Here is a 19,205-nt window from a genome sequence, read left to right on the forward strand (position 1 = left end):
GTATTTATCATTATGGTAAACGTAAGCAGAATAAATTTTGTCGTCTGAAAACGGTGGTATAAGCGGAATCAGCACATTGTCGTTCGTTACTGTCCTGGAAAGGTGCGGGAAAAATAACTCACAGGCTTTCGAAACATAGATATAACGGCCGCGCGCAATACCTCCGTCCGGTTTCACGCCCAGTTCCTGCCTGCCCAGTTTTTTCAGATAATATCTTGACATTGTTAGCGAAAATCTGCTGTGAACTGATTGGGACCGGTTGCCGTAAGTTCAATGTCAGTACGGCCATAGGTGTGCAGGTCCTGCAGGGTAATACGGTGAGCAGCACCCAATCCCATTCTCATTCTTAAATATCTTCCGAGTGTATTTTTGCTGGGTGTCGAAGCGATCTGTTTGGGATATACAAGTCCGTTCTGTGTATCTGTCTGCGAGCCCTCAAACAGCACCTGCATTATTGTACCATCATCCCAGGTGAGTGTGTGCCGGACCTGCACTGGTGTTTTTGGCGCAAATACCGGAGGATACCTTCTCACGGAAGCAATATGTAAAGGAATATACGCATCCAGCGGGGTAGTATGGTTATTCGGATTCGATCCCCAGTTCAGACCGCCGGTCTGATGGACTGTTCCTTTTGTCGTTAATAAGGTTAGCTTGGCCATGTTAAATATTTTGCGGCTGGCAACAATTGCAGTTATCCAAAGATAACGGGTTATGCAGCATGCCGAACAAATATAAAATTAACATCCGGGAATTTATCAACATATTACTAAAATTGCTGGCAAATGTCTATTATTGTCCAAAATGTTTATTCCAAATGAAATTATTTGGTGAAACCCTGAAAGAGCTCCGTATCAAAAATGATCTGCCGCTGCGGAAAGTGGCGGCCTTTCTCGATCTGGATACCTCGGTGCTCAGCAAGATTGAACGCGGCGAACGCCTGCCTGCAAAAGAAACTGTTATCAAAGCGGCTGAATTTTTTTCTCTGGATGAGAAGGAGCTGCTAGCGAATTTCTACGGCGAGCAGGTTGCGAAAATCATTTTCCGCGAAGAAAACTGCAGCGAGATACTGGAAGCGGCCAGGACCAACATTGAATATCTGAAACTAAAATTTACAAGACAGGGATTACTTGATTTTGAACATGACTAATAATAAACTAACGGCTATTGATCTCTTTTCCGGCTGCGGCGGCTTCTCATACGGCTTCCAGCAGGCAGGCTTTGACGTACTGCTCGGCGTGGATAATACCGATATCGCGCTGAAAACATTTGCCCATAACCATAATGATTCCAAAACCCTTAATCTTGACCTGCACGAGGACAGCGCAATAGACGAGATAGCTGAAGCTGTAAATGACCGGAAAGTGGACGTAATTATCGGCGGACCTCCCTGTCAGGGCTTTTCGCTTACCGGTCCGAGAAATGAAAATGACACCCGGAATACGCTGTTTAATTCAGTATTCAAACTTGCAGCAAGGCTTAAACCAAAAGCCATCATTATCGAAAACGTTCCTGGCTTCCTGGTTATGTACGGCGGTAAAGCCAAAACTGAGGTGATCAGGCTGTGCGAGGAAATGGGTTATACGTGCAACCCCAAACTTGTGTTTGCTCCCGATTACGGGGTGCCTCAGATACGCAAACGAGTTTTCTTCGTGGCGCTGAGAAAAGACCTGGGGACATTTGAATTCCCGGATCCGACTCATATTCCTTCCACTTACGTAGGTTGCGAGGCCGCAATTGGCGATCTTCCCGATCTGGAAACCGGACTTGGGGATGAAAAAATGACCTATGACAAAAAACCGGCTAGTGATTACCAGAAAATTATGCGTAATGGGAATAAGGTCATTACCAATCACGTCGGCACTACACATACTGATCATGTGATCAGCGTAATTTCTCTGGTACCCGAGGGCGGTAATCATAAGGACCTGCCTCCCGGAGTGGGAGATTCCAGGAAATTCAATGAAGCCTGGACCCGGTATCACAGCCAAAAGCCGTCCAAAACGATTGATACCGGCCACCGCAACCATTTTCATTATAAATGGAACCGTGTTCCTACCGTACGCGAAAACGCGAGATTGCAGTCCTTTCCTGACAGTTTCGTCTTTCTGGGTAATAAAACACAGCAAAACCGGCAGGTTGGCAATGCAGTGCCGCCGCTGCTGGGTAAAGTACTCGCTGAACAGTTAAAAAAATATCTGACCGATGAAAATTAACGTAATCGATTTGTTTGCCGGCTGCGGCGGTCTGACTGATGGTTTTCTGCAAACCGGAAAATACAAAACCCTGGCTGCTGTGGACTGGGAACAGCCTATGGTGAAGACTTTGCGTAACCGCCTGGCAGTAAAATGGGGTTATAAATCAGCAGAAAAGAAAGTGCTCCATTTTGATATACAGCGTACGGAAGAGCTGCTGAATGGCTTTGACGACCCTTTGTTCGGCGCCAGTGAGGGTTTGATCAGCCTGGCTGGCAAAGCAGCAGTAAACATGATTGTCGGCGGACCTCCCTGCCAGGCCTATTCCATTGCCGGGCGGGTGCAGGACAAAAACGGCATGAAGGATGATTACCGGAATTTTCTGTTCGAATCTTACGTAAAGATGGTCAGCCATTTTCAACCCCATTCTTTTGTATTTGAAAATGTGGAAGGTATACTGTCAGCCGCACCCGGCGGGATCCCTATTACAAACCGCATCAGAGAGTCATTTCAGTCAATCGGGTATGATATTACACCTGACCTCCGCAGTAAAGCTGTCTTCGACACTTCTTATTATGATGTACCGCAAAAACGCAAAAGGGTAATTATATATGGCGTTAAAACCGGCGCAGACAGCGCGTTAGAAATCGCGGATTTTTACCGGATAATGCGGGAACGTGAAAGCAGTGAACCTGCTCACGCCGGGGCTGCGTTTGAAAACCTTCCTTCCATTTTTCCGCTGAAAGAAAAAGAAAAAGGCAGGTCGCACGCTGTGTATATTAACGGTGTGCCGCTTCCGCCCAATCATGTGCCGCGGGTACACAGTGCCAGAGACATACAGGTTTTTAAAACACTGGCTGAAGATATCGAGAACGGCACCTACCGCTACAGCAGTACGGCAGCGCTGATTAGTCTTTACGAGGAAGCAACAGGAAAAAAATCAAACTTTCACAAATATCATGTTATCAGAAAAGATAAGCCGGGGAACACTATACCGGCCCATCTTTATAAGGATGGTTTAAGACATATCCACCCTGACTCCAGGCAGGCGCGTTCAATTACGGTACGCGAAGCGGCTAGGATACAGTCTTTTGATGACGATTTTGAGTTTCTCGGCTCGCAGGGCGATCAGTATAAAATGATAGGAAACGCTGTCCCTCCGTTGTTTGCGCGGGCTATAGCAGAAACCGCTTTTTCATTATTTGAGAGCGCAGGCAAAAATGTTAAGCCGGAACTTATAGAAAATCTGGCAGTGTAAATAGCAATATGTCTTAATATTCGCTTTTAGAATCTTTAACTTAATAAACCGGGTGTTTAGGCAGGAATTCTCAAATATCCTCGCCGTCATATTTTAATTTTTGTTGTTTTTGAGAGTTGTCGAAGTCATTAAGATAGTCGACCAACTCTGAAAGTATTATTGCGTATAACTTATGTTTTCCTGTATGAAAAATGTGAGTTAATCCATGAAATTCTCTGTTGTGCAAATTTTCGACATCTAATAAGGAAGTAACCTGATGCGTTTTCTTCCATATTTCACCCGTTTCCCAGGCAATCACCAAGTTTATCTCATGTTCTAACTTTTCGCCGTTCTCAAATTCCCGGAGAAGTCCGTCTACGCTGAACTTATACTCTAAAATATATGGCCTTGAACTGTAGTCACTCCGGTGTTCCATTTCGCTCACGCCAAGCGGATTTAATATTTCGTCATAGATATGATTACTGATGGGCTCTCTGACAAAGTATTTAAAAACCCCGTCATACTGCCGTTTCTGATCTGTTGCTAACAGTTTTAATCCTCTTATCACACCACCAGCCAAAAGCTGATTAAACAAAACAATAACATCCTGCTCGGATTGCGGTATCGATGTGATTGAAATCTCATTTACCGGAGCGAAAAAGTTTTTATTAGTGATTACCAGCGGGTGAGACCTCTCATAATCTGCCTGTTCAGTTATCCAGTTGAAAACATCATCGCTGCTGGCAATGTTAGGTTTTGCACCTGTGTCAACTTTTAATAACTGTCTCCATGTTTTGAATTTGTTAACTATAGCCACTCCTAAAATTTCGCCGAGCTCTTTGAGTTCCGGCTGAAAGCCTTTTCTGCCCAAATCAGGATCTGCGTTTCTAAAATGAACAACAACGTGGGTCTGATTCTGATAACCAATATTTGATGTTAACGGTATCGCGATCAGATCACCCTGAATCATATAATTATTAGCAAGCTGCAATCCCCCTCTGAGCAGCCTGGTGCCCTTTCTCAATTTTATGACATTGTCATTCAGCTCATCCCAAACATCCGTTGAATAACAAAAATAGCCATAAGCGGTGATTTGGTACTGATCAATAAGATTCTTCATTTCATCAGATAGCCGTTTGGATTTAAATTGTTTTAAATCATCTTTCGAAAAGTACTCGTAAATACCATTTAACCGGCTGAATTTTGAAGGAAGCACGACTGGCTTCCCTTCAGCTATTAACTTTTGCTGAAATGTTAAAATATCTTTTAGATTCGCTGAAGCGTGGATTAAGTTGTGCGGATAAGCGTAATCTGCTTTATGATTACTTATTTCCGTTTCCAAACCTTTACTATCTATGACTTTTAAACTAAAAAAGGTCTTTTGTGAGTTAAGGTTAAAAAAATCAACATTCCCCAAAGGTGTTTTTACCAAAAGTATATGAAGCCACTGGTCGGCAGTCTCAGCACCGAAATATGACAAACTTTTAGGGCGGGTATAATCTCCGCCGTATTTGATGGTAAATGTTGCCCCTCTGTCTAAATTATCATAGGAATCGCTAGCAGTTTGAATAGTTTTAACAACAGGTTTTGTTACAATTCCTTTTGAGTCTTCGACCCAGTTTCGCCCGTTTATGATTTCAGCCAGCGTGCTGAATTCGGGACTTTTAGTCCCCAGTAACAGATAATTAAATCCGAACGCAATATATGTTGATCCGACTCCTTTATGCCCCCTGGTTTCTGTTTCATTTTTAAAAGATCTGTCCGGTGCCAAAAATATTTTAAATTCAGCCTCTTTAAACCCTATACCATTATCGGAAATCGTAAATTCATTTTTTTCCAGATTGATCACTATTTTGATTTCTTTCTGATAACCGGACTCATTCAGACTGGTAGCTCTGATATCAACAGCATCCATGGCATTCTGAATGAGTTCCGAGAAAGAATCATAAGCACTGACGTATGACTTTAAAATGTTTTTAATCTGCCTTTTTTTTGCAGCTGATATTAAGTCCTGATCGTCGTATTTTTTATTTTCTAAGGGATCCCAGAATATTTCAGTCATATTTATGTTGATTAATCTAATGTTGTTATGCTGTTATAGGTTACAAATTAGTAGAATACCGAAAACAGACGCGTTACGAAGGTATTCCCATATAATCTTTACTAGGAAAGGTCATTTTACTCTGACTGGACGATTCAGATAATTTTCCCACTCCGTAATAAAGCTGTTCAACTCATCATTATTCAGCGGTTTAAACCTGGTGTATCTTTCAAAAATAACTTCAGGGTCCACGTTAAAACTCATGAGCGGTTTTTTGATCTGCCCGGCAGCTGTGATCATACTGAATAACTCATTATCAAGCGCAGCATGACCGCCGGTTTCAAACCATCCGGCAGGCAGACTGGTTTGAGAAGGAAATATAAATGCGTTAACAATGTCTGCTGAATTATAGCCCAAACCGTTTCTGGTTACGGCAGCCTCATAAAAATACTGTTTGATAACATCCCCTACCGGAGGGAAAGAGTTTTTATTATTGAAATTAAGCAGGTAATATTTAGCGTCAAGTACCAGCAGCAGTTCACGCCCGTTCCGCCTTATTCTGCGCAGCACATCCGGTTTAAGAGTGTCATTAATATTGACCGCCAGGAATCTGCCTGTTAATTCATCAAACCATTCAGGCAGCGGAAACAGCGTCCGGCGAAGATCACCGTTATGGCCGAAGCAATATTGCAGCGCGGCCTCCCATACCTGTTCAAAGTCCCGGCGGCCGTAAAGTGAGATTGCCTCGTCTGAACGTGAAAATCCGATCTCAACCAGTTCTGTCAGCGCTTTCAGCAGCAGGATTTCCCGCTCCCTGTAGGTAATGCGGAGCTGCTTGTCCAGTGCATACAGAAGTGCGAAAGCATCGCCTAGGTCATCAATATCTTCTGCTGCATCAGGCAGTGCGGCAAGCTCCAGATCCAATATGAATCCGTAGCGCCGGTTACAGTAGTTTACAGCATATTTATGAATTTGTGTGATTAGGCTGTCACTGATCAGTTCGTCGGCCGTGCTGTATGTGTCAAAATAATAAGGCCGCCCGCCTGATACCACAGCGTCTGTATTATCGATGGTGAGGTCCCAGTCCGTCTCACCGCCGGCATTGATCAGCACTTTCTTTTCGGTATAAGACCATAAGCCGTTGTCCTGGTAATCGGAGAGTATAAAATCAGCGATTGCCAGTTCGTTGGTATAGCCGGCAGAGTTTTCACTTATAAAATCAGCAGCAGCTATTTCAATATTTTTTCTGCCGGCCAGTCCGTACTCATTCCGTTTCAGCAGCCGGTAGAGTTTGCCGGATTCTGTCTCAATCCTTTTATTTTTTGCGGCCGGATCGGTGATGCTGCTGATCTGTTTGCGCAGGTATTTGGGAAGAACCGTTACCAGTCTGGTCCCCGACGCAGCAAAACCGCTGTAATCAAGGGACAGGCTGCCAGTATTTATATTCCTCCTGACGAGACTCCGCTGCTCAAAAAGCGGATAAAGTTCACCCAGAGCAGCTTTGATCTGCCCGGGAAACTCCTCCTCGGCGAATTCATAAAGTGTGATATTTTCAGGATCAGTTTTCATCCGGCCTGTTATCGGTTTTCGGTGTCCGACTGTGCATCTTCCTCGGTTACAGGCGGGTGGTTAACTGCCGCAAAATCATCATAAGTTTTCCTGATATGAGCGGCAGCTCCTTCTTCCTCCTGTGTCAGTACCGAGAAGAAATCCCAACTTTTCGCCGGATTTGGATCAGCTTTAAAATGCGTGCTGATTGCTGATATGGTCTGGTTATCCGCATTGAAAAATCCTTTTTTATGACGCAGCACATCATCTTTCAGGTAAAGCAGCAGTTTGTTTTTAAAGACCTCCGGTGCGTTATCCCTGTTGGTCAGCTCTTCCGGCGAGACAAAAAACGGCGCAATTAAACGGTCTTCGGCAACACCTGCGCGGATGGTCAGCCAGCTGTTAATGGATTTTCTGAGATAATTCCAGGAATATTCAGTACCGGCAAAGATGAGTGTCAGACCGTCAAGCTTATCTTCATTGGCGTCCAGCGGCAGGTACTTCACCTGCCACCTTCTTTTAAAGGCAGCATCGAGCGGAAATACACCCTGGTCCGCACTATTCATTGTCGCCCAGAGATAAAAGTTCCGGGGAATATATATACCTTTATCCATTATATCATTTCTGATATCGTCAAAAGCAGCATCCAACAATTCTTCGTGAATCCAGCTCATCGCTTCATCAGAGAGTCTGACCCTGTACTCGCTACGTCCTTTTTTCCTGTCCAGCAGCTGAAAAATTTCGCCGAAAACGGCCGCAGCAGCAGCTCTGTTCAGCTCCTCGATCACCAACAGGCAATTCTCTCCGTTACTGAGGCCTTTCCAGGCCTTCACGAGCATGCTTAAAAACGGGCCGGGCACAAATCTGTAATCGATAACCGGCTCGTTAACAATGCCTCCGGCGGGTGTACTGCTGCTTCTTCCATTATGATAACTCACACTGCTGCCGTTATTTTTATAATAAGTCGCTGGCTTGTAACTGCCCACGAATTTTGCATAACTGTAATCCGGATAAAATGTAACCCTGAAGCTGTTCGCTCCGAACACAGCAGATTCTGCCTTGATCATATTACTTTTACCGGTCCCCGGTGCCCCGTAAATAAGCCAGTTATGCGGATTCGTGATCGCTGAATTTACGATATCATCCTCCTCAGGTTCCGTTATGACTTCTTCTGCCTGATGATTATCTTTCATGAGACTTTTGAGGAAAGCAAACTGAGGATCTGTCTGCTTTACAAAGGTGACATCAAAAGCATTCGCTTCCCCTGTATGCTGTTTAAAAACCCCGAGGTCTCCCACGCCTGCACCTTCAGCCATCATAACGGTTGAAAAACTTTTAATTCTTACCTCATCACCTGAATTGCCGGAAAAACCATATTCGAGATCAGTAGAACCGCTCGTGTGATAAAATTTCAGGTTGTAACCTGGCGGGCGCTGTGGCGACGGAAAAAATCCGGTTGCCATAATTTTTGAAGAAATCAGGGTATTGCTTCCACCTGCGCCGGGCGGGCGAAGATCCTGGCCAGTAAATATTTTAAGATAGATCATTGTGACCGGTTATTATCATGTCAGGCGAATTTACACCAATTTTGAATGAAGATAAGAATAAGCGGTGATTAAAGAAAATTCAGGTGTTCCGGCAGACGGCCTCCCTGAAGCTTTTCTGCGGGATTCAGTGTCCTTTTAAGTTCGCCGAGTGTTTCAGTCTGTACCGCCTTTTTCAGACTGCATTCCCAGATTTCTATCACTTTCCAACCGGAAGCTTTCAGTTCTTCAGCTGCCCGGCAGTCTTTGAGAATATTGCCGTTTATTTTACTGAGCCACCATTCTGTACGGGTTTTGGGAATCACGTAATACCGGCAGCCCTGATGGYCGTGCCAGAAGCAGCCGTGAATAAATATCACTGTCTTGTATTTCGGCAGCACGATATCCGGTTTTCCGGGAAGCCGTTTGTCATGGAGCAAGTAACGGAAACCGGCAGCATGAAGGAATTTCCTGACCAGCATTTCAGGTTTGGTATCCTTGCTCCGGATACGGGACATATTATAACTTCTGACTTCTCTGGAATGCACATCTGCCATTGCTGCCGGATTTTGTTTAAATGGTATACTGCAAAAATCCGTCCGCAATCAGCAGGGCGGATCTTGCGGCTGTACGGCTGAAGGCAGCGGTATAAATTTATCCATCCCGGTCGCTTTCAGGAAAATCTCCTGCATAAAAACTGTAGATATCAGTACCGGTTGCTTCGCAAACCTTAAAACAGTGTGCCATGAGCTTGTTGCGGTCGTCCGCGTCCGCAGCGGAATACGTTTCCTCACCGGTCTCCATACTGACATAGTTACGGAAGTCTTCGTCAGGATGCGCGTTTACGCCTTCCTTCACAAGCAGCTCCATAAAAGCCGAGACATCTTCCAGGTTTTTTATTCCGGTCATCATAAGCATTATTTTAAAACACGGTTTTCCTCTGCCTGCCGGAGCAGTATTTCGATTCCCTCATCCCTTGACATGACACTACCAAACTCTTTGAGCGACTGTTCATCACTGTAAACACCGTTTGAATCATTCCACATCAGCCATTCAATAATATCCTCCCGCCGCATCGCATTAACAAGCAGCAGCAGTTGATCCTCCGGGATTTCAGCAATTTTGCTGTAGGGATAATTTGTTTTTGTCCAGAAACTCACGGCAGTCAGGTTTTAACGGTTATTCCAGGAAGCTACCCAGCTTTCCAGATCTTCACCAACTACGATCAGTTCATCTTTCCGGACAGATTCACGGGCGGCATTCTCCGGCGATTTGATATTCCGCTGCAGCTCGCCCAGTGCAACCACCAGAATTTCGTCGGCGTCTTCGAAGCCGGCCGGATCTTCGGCGACAATGTATACTTCCTCCGGCTCACTGTCAGGGACAGCGGAAACGATCTTGCAGATCTGACCCGGCCGGGTTGGGTTAAGGGATGTGTTCATTTTTACAAATTTAAATAAAGTAAACGATTATTATCAGGCAGGCTCCGGCAAGAATCAGCAGCAGGCCAGCAAGGTTCAGCATATTTTCGGCAAACAGGGTGATCAGCGCGCGGCCATAGGATGAAAAACGCTGCAGTCCGGCAGGTCCCCTGCGCCCGAACTTCCGCCGGTTTACAAGCAGCCGGATGGCTAGTCCGGCCGCTGCAAGCAGGAATCCGCAGCAATACATTTTCAAATCAGCGGTACTCATGATTATCCAAATAAAAGTTCGACGGCCGGTTTAAACTTCGGATCGCTGTACCGTTCTTCAGCAACGTAGACTGTCAGCGCATGTACCGTAAAAATTGCGGTATAGCCGTCAAAGAGCTGATCGGCGAAAACAGTGCTGCTGCGGGTCAGTTCTATTTGGTAACGGTTCAGTTTGTGCTGCACACCCGCGGCCAGTTCGATCCAGAATTCCGGTCCGAAAAGCTGATCTTTCCAGACCGAGGTGATTTCTTCGCGGGTGCTGACCACCGTATCGCTCATTATTTTGAGATGTGCAATAAAACCGGGTATTTCACCGGTCAGCAAACTGTGCAGAAGCCTTGCTTTCTGCACATTGGTAAGCATTTTTAATGGCTGCATAGCTGTTAATTTTTATTAAAATTCAACGCATCTGCTCCCTCACATACAAAGCCTGCGCACAGATCAAAAGCAACCTGTGCCCTTTGCCGGGCAGTTCCGTCCATGATGGATTTGAATTTGGCATCGCCGTCTTTGAAACTGCGGACATTCTGATAATAGCCGGTAACTGCATTATACGCACCGAATAAAGTACCTGCGGTGGTTTCCGTTTGCTGGGTTGGGTTACCCATTGCGTAGGCATAGGCATTGTCCACAATATTGGTATAAGTGGCTGAAAGTTTATCCGTTAATCCCAGTTTGAGATTACCAATTACTTCCCGGTTTGGTGCCATAGCGATCTGTATCAGTTTTTTCACCTGTGCATCGGTAATGCGCACCTTTGTCCAGTGATTAAACAGTTCCTCTAATTCCTGAGCCATGACGTGCGATATACCCATTAACGTATGCGCCTGTTTTAACCGGTCGTTTGCCGAAGCCGTATGCCTTATCTTAATACCACTGGAATGATTACGCATGGCGGCGTTTAACGTATTGTTGCAAACGATACGGGTTGGCGTGAAAGCGGCGGTAATACTGCCGAAACCGTCATGTGAAGTGGTCAGGAACAGGTACTGCTCTATTAAATCCTGTTTGCCGACTTTTATATAATCAGGAAGTTTGGCAGTAATGAATATCCGCTCTCCTTTGCCCAGTGCTCCGGCGGTCTCATACTTTATACCGCTGCCGCCGCCGACAATGGCATCAAAGAACCCGAATGCATCCGCATTCTGTACCACTTCATAGTCTTTGCCAACGACTCCCAAAACCGCATTGTTGTCGTTACGTACAGTCGCAAAGAAGCCGGGGACATCCGTTTTCGGAAGCAGTCCGTTATCCGGATCTGTTAACTCATTTGCCAGTGTATTGGTAAACAGCGGACGTTTTTCCACTGTATAATCCAAACCCGCGTAGCGGATAGCGTCAGCGCTTGTGGGGTAATCTTCGACGATCTGCCCCAGTCCGTGCCACGCTTTTTCCTTTACACTGAAAAAACTGTATTTTCCTGTCTGTTCGCTGTAATTAAGATTGTGTGCCATGATTTCTAAATTTTTAATGATTAAATCTGTTCGTTGTGCTTTTCCCTTTCGCCGGCTTCCCCTGAGTGTTTTTTCCAAAAGAAAAAGGAGAAAAAGAAAGCAAATCAGCGGGCACGTAACGGCACAAAAAGGAAACGGAATAATTGGAGGGGACCCTTTGGGGAGGCAGCCGTTTATGCCGTAGTCTTTTTGATACTGCAGGCAATCGTCAGTCAGCAGTGCCCAACTTGTTTTCCTTTTTCTCCTTCTTTTGGAAAATGCATTGTCAAAAACAATCTGTTACCGGTTGTTTGCAGGAGCAGAACCGTAAGGACTACAGAACGGCGATGTTGCGGCACTGCGGAACACAGGTTTGAACACGCGTGAAAATTAGTGTTTCCCGTTAGGGACAAAAGCGGCATCCTGCCCGGCAGATACAGCGGTTGGCCCGGCCCGCAGGCAACGGCCTAAGATGAAATTGCAGTTGCTACGCGGATAGAAACTTATATTTATTCCATGCGGTTGAATCTACCCTGTAAACAACATTAATTACAATTTCACAAGCCACTAATACTCCTTTTAAGAATAATTGGTACAAATTTTGGTGCAGATTTTTTTTCTTCATTATAAATCATCCTGCTATGAAAAATAAAGAGGAGACCAAAAGGCGCCTGATCAATGCCGTAGGTGAAATATTAAAAAATGAAGGGTACAGCGCACTGCGGGTTAATAATATCGCGAGAAAAGCTGGCGTAAATAAGAGCCTGATCTATCGCTATTTCAGGACGTTAGAATACCTGATCGAAGCATATGTGGTTGAAAAAGATTATTGGATGACCTTCTCAAACAGTCTGAATGATCTGATCGGCAATAGTCAATCCCTTGGTTCCCAACCGCTGGTTACCCAATTGCTGCAAAATCAGTTTACCTTTTTTCTTTCGGAACATGAAATGCAAAGGTTGATCCACTGGGAACTTTCGGGGCAAAGCCGGTTAATGACCAGCATTCATAATGCCCGGGAAAGTAATGGTCAAAAACTACTGGAGATGACTGACGAACATTTCAAAAATAAAAAAGTAAATTTTCGTGCGGTATCTGCTTTGCTGGTTGGCGGCATTTATTACACCATCCTGCATACATGGTCTAACGGAGGTACGTTTTGTGACATAGATGTTAAATCTTCTGACGGGCAAAACGAAATATTAAAATCTATTGAGCAGATCGTTGAATGGGCATATGAAAAAAGTTAGGCCCTAAAATGACATCTATCGGTATCATTACAATAAAAGACTTTGCTTTCAGGATTTAGAATTTGGAAGAATTACGTCTTTACACACGGCTTCCAACAAATCAGATGGAGACACTTCTATAGCTAATGCAATAAGATAAAGCTCTTCCACTCTTAGATAAGTCTTAGGATTAATTGATAATTGACTTAATCGAAAAGGGCTCAACCCCGTCTTTCTAGCTACGTCAGCCTTATTAACCGATTTTTTTGCTAAAAATAGTCCTAAGGCTGTAAGTGTTTCTTTTTGCAATTCGTTTTTTTTATTTAAAAATAACCTACTATCCTGTTTGTAGATAAATTATTTGCATATCAGTGTAAATAGTCTATATTTGTAGATATATTCTCTATTTTTATAGTTTAATTTCAGTGATGTATAGATAATTTTTACTATTTCTTAATTTTGCGAACTGCATAAAATATTTGGCGTTCGCGCTTTGAGTCTTGCTTGTGAAACCTGAGAAATTTCAAATGGAACAAGGCGATAAAGCGGAAGGCGCCCACGCTATAGGCGTGGCGCCCGCTTATTCGTTCCAGGGCTTCTCAGGGCCTCACAAGCGATGGGTAGGGTGTCCACGCCTATTTTGTAGATCACCCTCCAGGGCTCCATTTTAAATATTTCAATCAAATGGAAGCAGAAAAATCAAACCCAGAATCTCCCGATTTCAGTACCCTCACCGGTATCATGGAACGGTTTCGTCGTGTACCCTATGAACAGTTTCAAAAGGAATTAAACGAATGGTTCACCAACAGCCTGCTGGAAAAAGGAATGGATCTGAACGCCCTGCAACAAAACGGCTTCCCCGGCCTTCCCAACTTCATCAGTGAGATCTATCATCGTGCTGAGGTACTGCAAATCATGTCTGAAAATCAAATCAAAACCGATCATGAAGACAAGTAAATCAAGTATCTGGCTGTTGGTCATTTGCCCGCCCGAATGACCCAGGGGTAATGGCAACCCGGTTCCGGTTAATAGTTAAAAATTGACCGGGTTGCCAGTATGTATTTTTCCCGCTCTTCTCATTCATCCACTAACTAAACGCTCATGAAAAAAATAACGATTTACATCGTACTGGCTTTGCTATGCCTGAATTTTCGGGTCAATGCGCAGCATCTCCAACCAGTTAAACCGCTTGCCATCGGGGATACTTTGCCAGACGTCACGCTCAGCAACCTGATACATTACAAATCTACCACCGCCAAATTAGCTGATTTTAAAGGTAAAGTCATCCTGCTGGATTTCTGGGCTACCTGGTGCAGTAACTGTATTAACGGCCTGCCGCACATGAATTCCCTGCAAAAACAATTTAACGGCAAATTACAGGTCTTTTTGATCAATTGTAAAAAGACAGGTGATGATCTGGACAAGATCAATGCCCTGTTCAAAAGGATCGCATATACGCCACATCTGCCGGTAGCAGTTCAGGATACCGCTTGCAGCAATTACTTCCGCTTCACGGCCTTGCCGCATTACGTCTGGATCAACCAGCAAGGCGTAGTGGTCGCGATTACAGGTAAAAAGGAGGTCACGGATGTTAACGTGTCTCGCCTGGTCACCTCCGGACGGATTGATCTCCCTGTTAAGATTGACAGGGTACGCTAACACACTATATTTTTCACACTATGATGATTGATACATGAAATTAAAATATTACCCATTCTTATGGCTTTTCCTGCTTGTTTTTACAATGAGCGCTTTTTCTCAGGTAAAAATGATCCGTGGACAAGTCAGCTCTGCCACAGGCCAGCCCCTTGCCAGGGTAACCCTCACTTTTTCGATCAGCCGTACTTCGTCGGCATCGGATACCAGCGGCCATTTCAGCATTGCGATCCGAAGTTCGAATGATACCCTGCGGATCACCTATATTGGTTATAAAACTTTACGCTTACCCGTTAGCTCCGCCACTAATTTACCGCTCCGTATCCAAATGGAACCGATGGTGAGCGAATTGAACGAAGTGGTGGTCAGTACAGGTTACCAGGATATCCCGAAAGAAAGAGCGACCGGCTCATTTTACAAACTGGATAATCAATTATTAAATCAGCGGGTCGGCAGCGATATTGTCAGCCGTCTGGATGGATTGACCAGCGGCCTGCTGATTGATAAACGTGATCCTAATCAAAGTACCATACAGATCCGCGGGCTCAGTACATTGAATTACGACGCGGCTTCACCGCTTATCGTACTGGATAATTTCCCTTATGCCGGTGATATCAACAACATCAATCCCAACGATATAGAAAGTGTAACCGTGCTGAAAGATGCCGCTGCTTCGTCCATATGGGGAGCGCGGGCCGGTAATGGGGTAATCGTCATTAATACCAAAAAAGCGAAGCTGAACCAGCCCTTAAAAGTCACCATCAACTCGAACATTACCTTATCTGCCAAACCAAACCTGTTTTCTGCGAACCAGTTATCAGTAGGCAGTTTTATTGGGCTGGAAAAATACCTGTTCGCGCAGGGCAACTACGATAACTTATTTAATGACCCTACCCACCCGCCAATATCGCAGGTCGTCGAAATTCTGCAACAACAAAAACAGGGCACGCTTTCACAGGGCCAGGCAGATGCCCGGATCAATCAGCTTGCAGGACAGGATGTGCGGAATGATATGACCAGGTACTTATACCGACCGGCAACTGTTCAGCAATACGCGCTGAATCTCACCGGCTCCGGTAATAACATCAGGTATCTCTTATCGGCAGGTTATGATAAAAACCTGAGTAACCTGCAAGGTAACGGCAACCAGCGGATTACCGTGCGTTCCAATAACGTTATTGACCTGACAAAAAAATGGCAACTGCAAACAGATGTCATTTTCACGCATACCGATGCCACGGCCAACAGCCCCGGAGGTTATGGCAATTATAGCTTTACGGGTAACATTTCACCTTATGCCAGGCTGGTCAATTCCGATGGCACCCCGGCTGCTGTGGATATATTTTACCGGGGACAGTACACGGACACGGCAGGTCATGGCAAGCTACTGGACTGGAAATACCGTCCCTTGCAGGAGTTAGCCAATAATGACAATACCACCACGGCGAATGATATTTTGTTGAATGCCGGTACATCGTACAAAGTGCTGCCCTGGCTAAGTGCAGACCTCAAATACCAATATCAGCAGTCCTGGAACAATACGACCAACAACAATAGCCTCGCCCTTTTTTCCACCCGTGATCTGATCAACAGGTTCAGCCAGCTCACCGCTACAGGTGTAGATTATATCGTGCCTAAAAACGGGATTCTGAAAACGCGGGATGTGGTGAACAGGGCGCAGTCTTTACGCGGGCAGCTCAATGTAAATAATAACTGGGGAGACAAACATGAACTGTCTGCCATCGCAGGTGCCGAAATCAGGGAAATCAGGAGCCATATCAGCACAAGCACCCTATATGGCTACGATGCCAATACAGCGACAACAGTTGGTGTGGATTACAGCAATCCTTATCCCACATTTGACGGCATTTACGGGAATAGTTATATTCCCGATGGCAGCAGTATTGATAATTTAACAAACAGGTTTGTTTCCGTGTATGCTAATGCGGCTTATACTTACAACCGGAAATATACCCTGTCAGGAAGTGCCAGGCGGGATGCCTCGAATATCTTCGGCGTTAATACCAATCAGAAATGGGTGCCGCTCTGGTCTGCCGGTTTGCTCTGGCGGATCGACCAGGAGCAATTCTATAAGGTCGGCTGGTTACCGCAGCTGAGTATGCGTTTAACCTACGGCGTTAGCGGCAATCTTTCCCTGACAGCTTCGGCACTCACCAAGATCCAATACAACGATCCTTCACGTTCACCCATCAACCTGCCATCAGTGGATATCCTGTCACCGCCCAATCCATACCTGCGCTGGGAACAGGTCAAGACCTGGAATGCAGGGTTTGACTTCGGTTCGGCCAACAGCCGCTTAACCGGTTCGGTCGATCTTTATAAAAAGAATGCCACTGATCTGATCAACAATGTGATACTTGACCCTACCGTCGGCATGACCGGCGCTTTGCAAAACTCGGCAGCTATTGATTCTAAAGGCTTTGATGTGGTGCTGAACACCCTGAATGTGAACCGGGAAATTAAATGGAGGTCTACGCTTTTGGTAAATTATGTATCGTATAAAGTTTCAAAAAATCTCAATCCGCCCTCTGCGGATGGTTTAGTGAGTGACGGTAATTATATCTTTCCCGTGGTCGGTTATAATCCTTACGAAATCGTAAGCTACAAGTGGGCGGGACTTGATCCCCAAACCGGTGATCCGATGGGTTATGTGAATGGTCAGGTAAGTAAGGACTACCAGGCCATCGCCAAAAATCCTGTACAGCAACAGGTTGTAAGCGGTTCGGCGCTGCCGCCAGTGTTTGGAACATTCCGGAATACCGTGGACTGGCATCATTTTTCATTGGCGGTCAATATCACTTATAAGTTGGATTACTACTTCCGGCGGCCATCGCTCAATTATACCACCTTGTTTACCTATGGTACCGGATACTCGGAATACGATCAGCGCTGGATGAAGCCCGGCGACGAGAAATCAACCAACGTTCCGTCGATGGCCTATCCGGCTAACGCCCTGCGGGATAATTTTTATCACTATGCGGATATCAATGTTGAACGGGCCGATAATGTCAAGCTGAATGATATTTACCTGGGATATGACTGGGTGCCTCAACATCCCCTATTTGGCTTGAAGTCAGTTCAATTTTATCTGTACGCCAGTCAGTTGAACCTGCTGATCTGGAAAGCCAATAAATCAGGCATTGACCCGGATATTCTGTATGGGGTTAAACCGCCGGTCACTTTTTCCGCTGGTCTCAAAGTTAATCTTTAAACGCTAAATGACTTGATATGAAAATCTTAATGCTGCTATATAAAACAACGAAAACGCATTGCCACTTAATCCCGGTACTGCTTTTGATGGCTATGGGTACCACGGCCTGTAAGAAATACCTGGAAGCGAAGCCCGACCAGAAAATAACAACGCCATCCACCATTGAAGACCTTGAAGGCATGCTGGATAACTATTCGGCACTGAACACGCATTATCCTTCGGCTTCGGAGGTGAGTGCCGATAATTTTTACCTGACGGACGCGGATTATACCAGCATGGTCGAGCGCCAGCGAAACTTTTACCTGTGGCAAAAATTCGACGACATCGGCGGGGACTATACCGCACCATACAACAGCATTTTCTATGCGAACATCATGCTAGAAACTCTGAACAGCCTGCCGGGCATTGATCCGGCAAAAGTGAACGAAATAAGGGGAAGCGCCCTGTTCTTAAGAGGCGCTTATCATTACGCACTGGCGCAATTATTCGCGGTGCCCTATGATGAGCAGACAGCCGGTACCGACCTGGGCATACCCTTGCGCTTAAAATCCGATGTCGCGGACCTGCCGGTACGCTCGACTGTTGCAGCTACCTATACCTCGGTCATTAGCGATCTTAAAGCTGCCGTTCCCTTGCTGCCCGCCACACCCGTGCTGAAATACCGGCCGACCAAACCCGCGGCTTACGCGGTGCTGGCCCGTGTTTACCTGTCCATGCGCAAATATGAGCAGGCCGGGCTTTACGCGGATTCCTGCTTGCAGCTGTATCATACGCTGATCAATTACAATACGGTCAGTGCCAGTTCCACGATACCTTTCAAACAGTTTAATGATGAGGTGATCTATGATGCACGGACATCGCCGCCCGCGGCCTTGTCCTCTGCCAGGGCCCGCATTGATACGACGCTATTCGGGTCCTATGCGACCAATGACCTGCGAAAGACGGTCTTTTTTAAGTCCAATACCAATGGCAGTAAAGCTTTTAAAGGAAATTATACCGGGTTAAGTAACGCCTCGCTATTTACGGGCTGCGCCACAGACGAAGTTCTGCTGATCCGGGCAGAAGCGGCTGCGAGGAACGGCAATACCCAGGCTGCCCTGAATGATCTGAATGCGCTGTTAACCACCCGCTATAAAACGGGAACATACGTACCGGTCACGACGAGCGATCCCGGACAACTGCAGACTTTGATCTTGAAGGAAAGGCGAAAGGAATTGTTGTACCGGACGCTGCGCTGGACGGACCTGCGGCGGTTAAATAAGGAAGCAGGCACCGCGCAAACCCTTTACCGCAATATCAGTGGGACGAAGTATACACTGCAACCGGGCGGTTTACGCTATACCTTTCAGCTGGACAGGAACGCGGTTAATATCAGCGGAGTCGTACAAAACCCCTGAAAATAAAACAGCGGGTTCAATAGGCT

21 protein-coding genes are annotated in these 19,205 nt (G+C 45.6%); 8 read left to right on the forward strand and 13 right to left on the reverse strand.

Going from position 1 to position 19,205, the window contains the following annotated elements:
- On the reverse strand, positions 1-222 hold a 222-nt coding region (locus AC1DV1_RS15475; protein WP_477360717.1), incomplete at its 3' end, for a hypothetical protein.
- Between the two features lie 2 nt (positions 223-224).
- Positions 225-659 (reverse strand): hypothetical protein, encoded by a 435-nt coding sequence (locus AC1DV1_RS15480; RefSeq protein WP_477360719.1) that lies wholly within the window; start codon positions 657-659, stop codon positions 225-227.
- Positions 660-814: 155 nt separating this feature from the next.
- On the opposite strand from AC1DV1_RS15480, the gene AC1DV1_RS15485 reads away from it, so the two are divergent.
- Genes AC1DV1_RS15485 through AC1DV1_RS15495 form a run of 3 tightly spaced genes read left to right on the forward strand, consistent with a single transcriptional unit; the run spans position 815 to position 3,450 of the window.
- Positions 815-1,147, forward strand: coding sequence for a helix-turn-helix domain-containing protein (locus AC1DV1_RS15485; RefSeq protein WP_477360721.1), 333 nt, complete (start codon positions 815-817; stop codon positions 1,145-1,147).
- A complete protein-coding gene (locus tag AC1DV1_RS15490; protein ID WP_477360723.1) occupies positions 1,140-2,213 on the forward strand; it encodes a DNA cytosine methyltransferase in 1,074 nt (357 codons plus the stop codon). The genes AC1DV1_RS15485 and AC1DV1_RS15490 overlap by 8 nt, the downstream gene beginning before the upstream one ends.
- Positions 2,203-3,450, forward strand: coding sequence for a DNA cytosine methyltransferase (locus AC1DV1_RS15495; RefSeq protein ID WP_477360725.1), 1,248 nt, complete (start codon positions 2,203-2,205; stop codon positions 3,448-3,450). The genes AC1DV1_RS15490 and AC1DV1_RS15495 overlap by 11 nt, the downstream gene beginning before the upstream one ends.
- A gap of 70 nt (positions 3,451-3,520) precedes the next feature.
- Here AC1DV1_RS15495 and AC1DV1_RS15500 read toward each other — a convergent pair whose 3' ends face one another.
- The 10 genes from AC1DV1_RS15500 to AC1DV1_RS15545 all read right to left on the reverse strand — a co-directional run bounded on the left by AC1DV1_RS15500 (position 3,521) and on the right by AC1DV1_RS15545 (position 11,686).
- Positions 3,521-5,491 carry an ATP-binding protein gene (locus AC1DV1_RS15500; protein ID WP_477360727.1) on the reverse strand — a complete coding sequence of 657 codons (1,971 nt, stop codon included), beginning with the start codon at positions 5,489-5,491 and terminating at the stop codon, positions 3,521-3,523.
- A 111-nt stretch (positions 5,492-5,602) separates the two neighbouring features.
- Positions 5,603-7,039, reverse strand: coding sequence for an LlaJI family restriction endonuclease (locus AC1DV1_RS15505; RefSeq protein WP_477360729.1), 1,437 nt, complete (start codon positions 7,037-7,039; stop codon positions 5,603-5,605).
- Between the two features lie 8 nt (positions 7,040-7,047).
- Positions 7,048-8,565: an AAA family ATPase gene (locus tag AC1DV1_RS15510; protein ID WP_477360731.1), complete on the reverse strand. Its 1,518-nt coding sequence runs from the start codon at positions 8,563-8,565 to the stop codon at positions 7,048-7,050.
- 68 nt (positions 8,566-8,633) lie between these two features.
- Complete coding sequence (locus AC1DV1_RS15515) at positions 8,634-9,098, reverse strand: very short patch repair endonuclease (RefSeq protein WP_477360733.1); 465 nt, start codon at positions 9,096-9,098, stop codon at positions 8,634-8,636.
- A 97-nt stretch (positions 9,099-9,195) separates the two neighbouring features.
- Positions 9,196-9,453 (reverse strand): hypothetical protein, encoded by a 258-nt coding sequence (locus tag AC1DV1_RS15520; RefSeq protein ID WP_477360735.1) that lies wholly within the window; start codon positions 9,451-9,453, stop codon positions 9,196-9,198.
- A gap of 5 nt (positions 9,454-9,458) precedes the next feature.
- The gene (locus tag AC1DV1_RS15525; protein WP_477360737.1) at positions 9,459-9,701 is read right to left on the reverse strand and encodes a hypothetical protein; all 243 of its coding nucleotides are present in this window, start codon (positions 9,699-9,701) and stop codon (positions 9,459-9,461) included.
- Positions 9,702-9,713: 12 nt separating this feature from the next.
- Positions 9,714-9,983 (reverse strand): hypothetical protein, encoded by a 270-nt coding sequence (locus AC1DV1_RS15530; RefSeq protein ID WP_477360739.1) that lies wholly within the window; start codon positions 9,981-9,983, stop codon positions 9,714-9,716.
- A 10-nt stretch (positions 9,984-9,993) separates the two neighbouring features.
- Positions 9,994-10,233, reverse strand: a complete 240-nt coding sequence (locus tag AC1DV1_RS15535) for a hypothetical protein (RefSeq protein ID WP_477360741.1) — start codon at positions 10,231-10,233, stop codon at positions 9,994-9,996.
- A 2-nt stretch (positions 10,234-10,235) separates the two neighbouring features.
- Positions 10,236-10,610, reverse strand: a complete 375-nt coding sequence (locus tag AC1DV1_RS15540; protein ID WP_477360743.1) for a hypothetical protein — start codon at positions 10,608-10,610, stop codon at positions 10,236-10,238.
- Between the two features lie 5 nt (positions 10,611-10,615).
- The gene (locus tag AC1DV1_RS15545; RefSeq protein WP_477360745.1) at positions 10,616-11,686 is read right to left on the reverse strand and encodes a DUF932 domain-containing protein; all 1,071 of its coding nucleotides are present in this window, start codon (positions 11,684-11,686) and stop codon (positions 10,616-10,618) included.
- 620 nt (positions 11,687-12,306) lie between these two features.
- Here AC1DV1_RS15545 and AC1DV1_RS15550 point away from each other — a divergent pair.
- Positions 12,307-12,915, forward strand: coding sequence for a TetR/AcrR family transcriptional regulator (locus tag AC1DV1_RS15550; protein WP_477360747.1), 609 nt, complete (start codon positions 12,307-12,309; stop codon positions 12,913-12,915).
- 48 nt (positions 12,916-12,963) lie between these two features.
- Here AC1DV1_RS15550 and AC1DV1_RS15555 read toward each other — a convergent pair whose 3' ends face one another.
- Complete coding sequence (locus tag AC1DV1_RS15555) at positions 12,964-13,203, reverse strand: helix-turn-helix domain-containing protein (RefSeq protein WP_121199538.1); 240 nt, start codon at positions 13,201-13,203, stop codon at positions 12,964-12,966.
- Positions 13,204-13,578: 375 nt separating this feature from the next.
- Here AC1DV1_RS15555 and AC1DV1_RS15560 point away from each other — a divergent pair, with 375 nt between their 5' ends.
- The 4 genes from AC1DV1_RS15560 to AC1DV1_RS15575 all read left to right on the forward strand — a co-directional run bounded on the left by AC1DV1_RS15560 (position 13,579) and on the right by AC1DV1_RS15575 (position 19,179).
- A complete protein-coding gene (locus AC1DV1_RS15560; RefSeq protein WP_477360749.1) occupies positions 13,579-13,851 on the forward strand; it encodes a hypothetical protein in 273 nt (90 codons plus the stop codon).
- 144 nt (positions 13,852-13,995) lie between these two features.
- The gene (locus tag AC1DV1_RS15565; protein WP_477360751.1) at positions 13,996-14,553 is read left to right on the forward strand and encodes a TlpA family protein disulfide reductase; all 558 of its coding nucleotides are present in this window, start codon (positions 13,996-13,998) and stop codon (positions 14,551-14,553) included.
- Positions 14,554-14,638: 85 nt separating this feature from the next.
- A complete protein-coding gene (locus AC1DV1_RS15570; protein ID WP_477360753.1) occupies positions 14,639-17,782 on the forward strand; it encodes a SusC/RagA family TonB-linked outer membrane protein in 3,144 nt (1,047 codons plus the stop codon).
- Between the two features lie 17 nt (positions 17,783-17,799).
- The gene (locus AC1DV1_RS15575; protein WP_477360756.1) at positions 17,800-19,179 is read left to right on the forward strand and encodes a RagB/SusD family nutrient uptake outer membrane protein; all 1,380 of its coding nucleotides are present in this window, start codon (positions 17,800-17,802) and stop codon (positions 19,177-19,179) included.
- The last annotated feature ends 26 nt before the right edge of the window (positions 19,180-19,205 follow it).

It is taken from the genome of Mucilaginibacter sp. P4_D1 (assembly GCF_056401935.1).

Excerpts from the sequence above, each read along its gene's own strand:
- AC1DV1_RS15480 (WP_477360719.1), bottom strand. The coding sequence starts at position 659 with ATGGCCAAGCTAACCTTATTAACGACAAAAGGAACAGTCCATCAGACC.
- AC1DV1_RS15485 (WP_477360721.1), top strand. The coding sequence starts at position 815 with ATGAAATTATTTGGTGAAACCCTGAAAGAGCTCCGTATCAAAAATGAT.
- AC1DV1_RS15490 (WP_477360723.1), top strand. The coding sequence starts at position 1,140 with ATGACTAATAATAAACTAACGGCTATTGATCTCTTTTCCGGCTGCGGC.
- AC1DV1_RS15495 (WP_477360725.1), top strand. The coding sequence starts at position 2,203 with ATGAAAATTAACGTAATCGATTTGTTTGCCGGCTGCGGCGGTCTGACT.
- AC1DV1_RS15500 (WP_477360727.1), bottom strand. The coding sequence starts at position 5,491 with ATGACTGAAATATTCTGGGATCCCTTAGAAAATAAAAAATACGACGAT.
- AC1DV1_RS15505 (WP_477360729.1), bottom strand. The coding sequence starts at position 7,039 with ATGAAAACTGATCCTGAAAATATCACACTTTATGAATTCGCCGAGGAG.
- AC1DV1_RS15510 (WP_477360731.1), bottom strand. The coding sequence starts at position 8,565 with ATGATCTATCTTAAAATATTTACTGGCCAGGATCTTCGCCCGCCCGGC.
- AC1DV1_RS15520 (WP_477360735.1), bottom strand. The coding sequence starts at position 9,453 with ATGATGACCGGAATAAAAAACCTGGAAGATGTCTCGGCTTTTATGGAG.
- AC1DV1_RS15530 (WP_477360739.1), bottom strand. The coding sequence starts at position 9,983 with ATGAACACATCCCTTAACCCAACCCGGCCGGGTCAGATCTGCAAGATC.
- AC1DV1_RS15535 (WP_477360741.1), bottom strand. The coding sequence starts at position 10,233 with ATGAGTACCGCTGATTTGAAAATGTATTGCTGCGGATTCCTGCTTGCA.
- AC1DV1_RS15540 (WP_477360743.1), bottom strand. The coding sequence starts at position 10,610 with ATGCAGCCATTAAAAATGCTTACCAATGTGCAGAAAGCAAGGCTTCTG.
- AC1DV1_RS15545 (WP_477360745.1), bottom strand. The coding sequence starts at position 11,686 with ATGGCACACAATCTTAATTACAGCGAACAGACAGGAAAATACAGTTTT.
- AC1DV1_RS15550 (WP_477360747.1), top strand. The coding sequence starts at position 12,307 with ATGAAAAATAAAGAGGAGACCAAAAGGCGCCTGATCAATGCCGTAGGT.
- AC1DV1_RS15560 (WP_477360749.1), top strand. The coding sequence starts at position 13,579 with ATGGAAGCAGAAAAATCAAACCCAGAATCTCCCGATTTCAGTACCCTC.
- AC1DV1_RS15565 (WP_477360751.1), top strand. The coding sequence starts at position 13,996 with ATGAAAAAAATAACGATTTACATCGTACTGGCTTTGCTATGCCTGAAT.
- AC1DV1_RS15570 (WP_477360753.1), top strand. The coding sequence starts at position 14,639 with ATGAGCGCTTTTTCTCAGGTAAAAATGATCCGTGGACAAGTCAGCTCT.
- AC1DV1_RS15575 (WP_477360756.1), top strand. The coding sequence starts at position 17,800 with ATGAAAATCTTAATGCTGCTATATAAAACAACGAAAACGCATTGCCAC.